At 72.4% G+C, this 4,934-nt stretch carries 2 protein-coding genes; both read left to right on the top strand.

Features of this window, described 5'->3' with window-relative positions:
* Positions 1-18: 18 nt before the first annotated feature.
* Positions 19-3,951 (top strand): SDR family NAD(P)-dependent oxidoreductase, encoded by a 3,933-nt coding sequence (locus IEJ02_RS47390; protein WP_191070447.1) that lies wholly within the window; start codon positions 19-21, stop codon positions 3,949-3,951.
* Positions 3,952-3,998: 47 nt separating this feature from the next.
* On the top strand, positions 3,999-4,934 hold a 936-nt coding region (locus IEJ02_RS47385; RefSeq protein WP_191070446.1), incomplete at its 3' end, for a beta-ketoacyl synthase N-terminal-like domain-containing protein.

Below are 4,934 nucleotides of genomic sequence, written 5' to 3'. Positions count from 1 at the left end.
CAGGCGCGTGCGTGGCCTGTGGTGGACCGCCTCCGCCGCGCCGCCGTCTCCTCCTTCGGGGTGTCCGGTACGAACGCGCACCTGATCCTGGAACAGGCCGAACCGGAACCCCTCCGGCGGGAGCCGGTCGACGCCGGGGTGCTGCCGTATCCGCTGTCCGCCCGCAACCACGCCGGGGTCCGGGAGCAGGCACGGCGGTTGCGTGAGCACCTGAAGCGCCATCCCGAGGCCGACCTCGGGGACGTGTCCCACTCGCTCGCCACGACGCGGACCATGTTTCCGCACCGCGCGGTACTGGTCGCCGCCGACCGCGATGAACTGGACGAACTCCTGGGCGCCTGCGCGGCCGGCGAACCCCGTGGCGCGGTGGTCACGGGGAAGGCGATCTCCACGGGCCGTCCGGTGTGGGTGTTTCCGGGGCAGGGGTCGCAGTGGGTGGGGATGGCGGTGGAGTTGTTGGGGTCGTCTTCGGTGTTCGCGGAGCGGTTGGGTGAGTGTGCGGCGGCGTTGGCGCCGTTGGTGGAGTGGTCGTTGGTGGATGTGTTGGGTGATGAGGTGGCGTTGGGGCGGGTTGATGTGGTGCAGCCGGTGTTGTGGGCGGTGATGGTGTCGTTGGCGGAGGTGTGGCGTTCGTTCGGTGTGGTGCCTGCGGCGGTGGTGGGGCATTCGCAGGGGGAGATCGCGGCGGCGGTGGTGGCGGGGGTGTTGTCGTTGGAGGACGCCGCGCGGGTGGTGTGCGTGCGATCGAAGTTGATCGCGCAGGGGCTTGCGGGGCGTGGCGGGATGGTGTCGTTGCCGCTGCCTCTGGCCGAGGTGGAGGGGCTGATCGCGCCGTTTGGCGACGCTCTGGTGGTGGCGGCGGTGAACGGTCCGGAGTCGGTGGTGGTGTCGGGGACGTCGGATGCGGTGGCGGCTTTGGTGGAGCGGGAGCCGCGGGCGCGGCGGGTCGCGGTGGACTACGCCTCCCATTCCCCGGCGGTCCAGGAGCTTCGTGAGGAGTTGCTGGCGGCCCTGGGGCCGATCGCCCCCGCCGTGGGTACGGTCCCGGTCTACAGCTCGGTGACGGGTGGCCCGATCGACGGGTCGGCCATGGACGCGGAGTACTGGTACACCAACCTGCGCGAGCCGGTGAACTTCCAGGAAGCGGTGTCGGCACTACTGGCCGACGGCTACGGCACGTTCGTCGAACCCAGTCCCCACCCGGTGCTGACCACGGCCGTCGAACAGACCGCCGGGGACACCGAGATCGCCGTCGTGGGCACACTGCGCAGGCAGTCCGGTGGCATCGCGCAGATGCTGCGGGCCGCGGCGCAAGCCTGCGCCCTCGGAATCGACGTGGACTGGAGCGCGGCGCATCCGACCGGCGTCCGGCAGGTGGATCTGCCCACCTACCCGTTCGCCGATGAACGGTTCTGGCTGGACGGCGGCTCCGCCCGTGGTGATGTGTCCGCGGTCGGCCTGGCACCGGTGGACCACGGCCTGCTCGGCGCGAAGGCCGACATGGCGGCCTCCGGCGAACTCGTACTGTCCGGGTCGCTGTCGCTCGCCTCGCATCCATGGCTGGCCGACCACACCGTGCGCGGCTCGGCGATCCTCCCCGGTGCCGCCTTCGTCGAGCTGGTCGTCCGAGCGGGCGACGAGGTGGGCCGCCCGGCCGTCGAGGAACTCACCCTCCACGCGCCGCTGGCCATCCCGGCGGACGGGCGGGTGGACGTGCAGGTGACGGTCGCCACCGACGGTCACGTCCAGGTCCACTCCCGGACAGCCGGATCGGACTGGACCCACCACGCGAGCGCGGTCACCACCGACCGGCCGGGCGAGGCGCCGGTGTGGCGGAGCTGGCCGCCGGAACCGGCGGAAGCGGTGGACATCGAACGGTTCTACGAGACTCTGGAGGACAACGGTCTGGACTACGGGCCGGCCTTCCGCGGTGTACGGGCCATGTGGCGGTCCGAGGACGCGTACTACGCCGAGGTGGCGCTGCCGGACGAGGTGCCGGAGGCCGCGTTCGTACTGCACCCCGCACTGCTCGACTCCGCACTGCAGGTGATGGCCTTCGCGGCGGCGGAGCCCGGCCGCACATCCCTCCCCTTCGCCTGGTCGGGGATTTCCGTGCACGCCTCGGGAGCCCGGTCGTTGCGCGTGCGTGTCGCCGCGACGCGGGCCGGGGACATCTCGGTGCTGGCCACCGATCCGGCGAACGCGCCGGTGGTCACCGTGGACCGGGTGCGCTCCCGCACGCTCCGCGCCGACCAGCTCGATCCCCCGCTGACCGGCCTGCTCTCCCGCCTGGAGTGGACCCCCGTGGAAGCCGGCCCGCCGGCCGTGGATCCCGGCCCCACCGTGAGGTACGAGTGCGGGGTCGCGGACTCGCCGATCGAGGTGGCGAACCAGGCGCTGGAGGCCGTCCAGGAGTGGCTGCGGCACGAGGGCCGGCCGGACTCCCGTCTGGTCGTGCTGACGCGTGGCGCGGTCTCGACCGGCCCCGACGACCCGGTCTCCGCCCTCTGCCAGGCACCGGTGTGGGGACTGGTGCGCTCGGCGCAGGCCGAACACCCCGGGCGGCTGGTCATCGTCGACATCGACGACGGGTCGGACGACGCCCTCTGCGCCGCTCTCGCGACCGGTGAGCCACAGCTCGCCCTGCGCCGCGGCGCGATCCTGGCCCCCCGGTTGGTGAGTGCCCGGGGCGAAGGCGACCCCCCGCGGATTCCGTCCGACGGGACGGTCCTGGTGACCGGTGGAACCAGCGGCCTCGGCGCCCTGGTCGCCCGCCATCTGGCCATGCGGCACGGGGTCCGGCACCTCGTCCTCGTCAGCCGGTCCGGACCGCGGGCCGACGGCGTGGCCGAGCTGATCGCCGAACTCGGGGAACTGGGCGCGCGGGCCGAGGCGGTCGCCTGCGATGTCGCCGACCGGGACCAGGTCCGCGCGGTGCTCGAGGGCATCGACGAGTTCCCGCTCGCCGGTGTCGTGCACGCCGCGGCCGTACTCGACGACGGTGCCATCACCTCGCTGACCCCCGACCGGCTGCGCACCGTCGCCGCACCGAAGGTCCACGGAGCGCTGCATCTGCACGAGCTCACCGAGGGCATGGACCTGCGGCTGTTCGCCTTGTTCTCCTCAGCGGCCGGAATCCTCGGCTCCCCGGGACAGGCGAACTACGCGGCGGCCAACGCCTTCCTCGACGCACTGGCCACCCGGCGGCGTGCGGCCGGACTCGCCGGGCACTCCCTCGCCTGGGGCCTGTGGGAGCAGACGACATCGCTGACCGCACCGGTCCAGGCCACCCGCCCCCGGGCCGCGGTCGGCGCCCTGTCGACGGCCGAGGGCCTTGCGCTGTTCGACCGCGTCCTGGGCGGCACCGACCCGGTGGCCGTACCGGTCAGGATGGCGCCGGTCGCCCGTGGCCCGGTGCGTCCGGCGGCCGCCGCCGTGGTCACCGAGCCGGACTTCGCCGCGCGCGTGGCCGCGCTGGGTCCCGCCGAGCGCGGCCGCGAACTGCTGAAGCTGGTGCGCGAACAGGCCGCGGCGATCCTCGGGTTCGCCGGGCGTGAGGAGATCGACCCGCGGCAACCGTTCCTGAAGGCCGGGTTCGACTCCCTCACGGCCGTCGAACTGCGCAACCGGCTCAACACCATCACCGGTCTGCGGCTGCCGGCCACCACGACCTTCGACTTTCCGACCCCCGAGGCACTCGCCGGGAAACTGGCCGCGGAACTGGCCTCGGCCACCAGCCCCGAAGAGGCGCTGCTGGCCGCCCTGGACCACCTCGAGTCGGTACTCGCCGCGCCGTCGACCGACGAGGCGCTGCGCACCGTCCTGGCCGACCGCGTGGCGAAGCTGCACGCGCGCGGCGACACCGCGCCCCAGCACTCCGCAGCGCGGCTGCGGGATGCCGGCGCCGACGAACTCTTCGACTTCATCCACAACGAGCTCGGCATGAAGTAGAGCCGTTCCCCGCCCTCTCACACCCGTCTCACGGAGATCTCCCGCTTATGCCGAACGAGGATGAACTGCTCAACCACCTGCGCTGGGTCACGGCCGAACTGCACGAGGCCCGCGAGCGCCTGAAGGAGTACGAGTCGGCCACCCGTGAGCCGCTGGCGATCGTGGGCATGGCCTGCCGGTACCCCGGCGGGATCAGCTCACCCGAGGAGCTGTGGCAGCTCGTCGCCGACGAGCGCGACGCCATCACACCGCTGCCCACCGACCGGGGCTGGACCCTGGACGGGCTCCTGGACGACGACCCCGCCAGCCGTGGCAAGTCCTACGTCGGACACGGTGGTTTCCTCACCGACGGCGACTGGTTCGACGCCGAGCACTTCGGCATCTCGCCCAGGGAGGCGCTGGCCACCGACCCGCAACACCGCGTGCTGCTGGAACTGGCGTGGGAGGCCCTGGAACGGTCGGGCATCGCCCCGGACTCGCTGCGTGGCAGCCGGACGGGCGTGTTCACCGGGGTCATGTACCACAACTACGTCGACCGCCTCACCAGCGTCCCCGACGAGCTGGAGGGATACCTCGGCACCGGCAACTCCGGTGGCGTCGCCTCCGGCCGCATCGCCTACACCCTGGGCCTGGAAGGGCCCGCGGTGACCCTCGACACCACATGCTCGTCCTCACTGGTGGCCTTGCATCTGGCGGGGGAGTCCCTGCGCCGCGGGGAGTGCGACCTCGCGCTCGCCGGCGGGGCGACGCAGATGTTCACGCCTGCCGCCTTCGTGGAGTTTTCGCGGCAGCGGGGGTTGGCGGTGGATGGTCGGTGCAAGTCGTTTGGGGAGGGTGCGGATGGGACGGGGTTTTCCGAGGGTGCGGGGTTGGTGGTGTTGGAGCGGTTGTCGGATGCGGTGGCTTCGGGGCGTCGGGTGTTGGCGGTGGTGCGGGGTTCTGCGGTGAATCAGGATGGGGCGTCGAATGGGTTGACGGCGCCG

It is taken from the genome of Streptomyces sp. 5-10, from assembly GCF_014712245.1.
In the GTDB taxonomy this organism is placed as follows: domain Bacteria; phylum Actinomycetota; class Actinomycetes; order Streptomycetales; family Streptomycetaceae; genus Streptomyces; species Streptomyces violaceusniger.
This window is presented reverse-complemented; position numbering and strand designations above follow the sequence as displayed.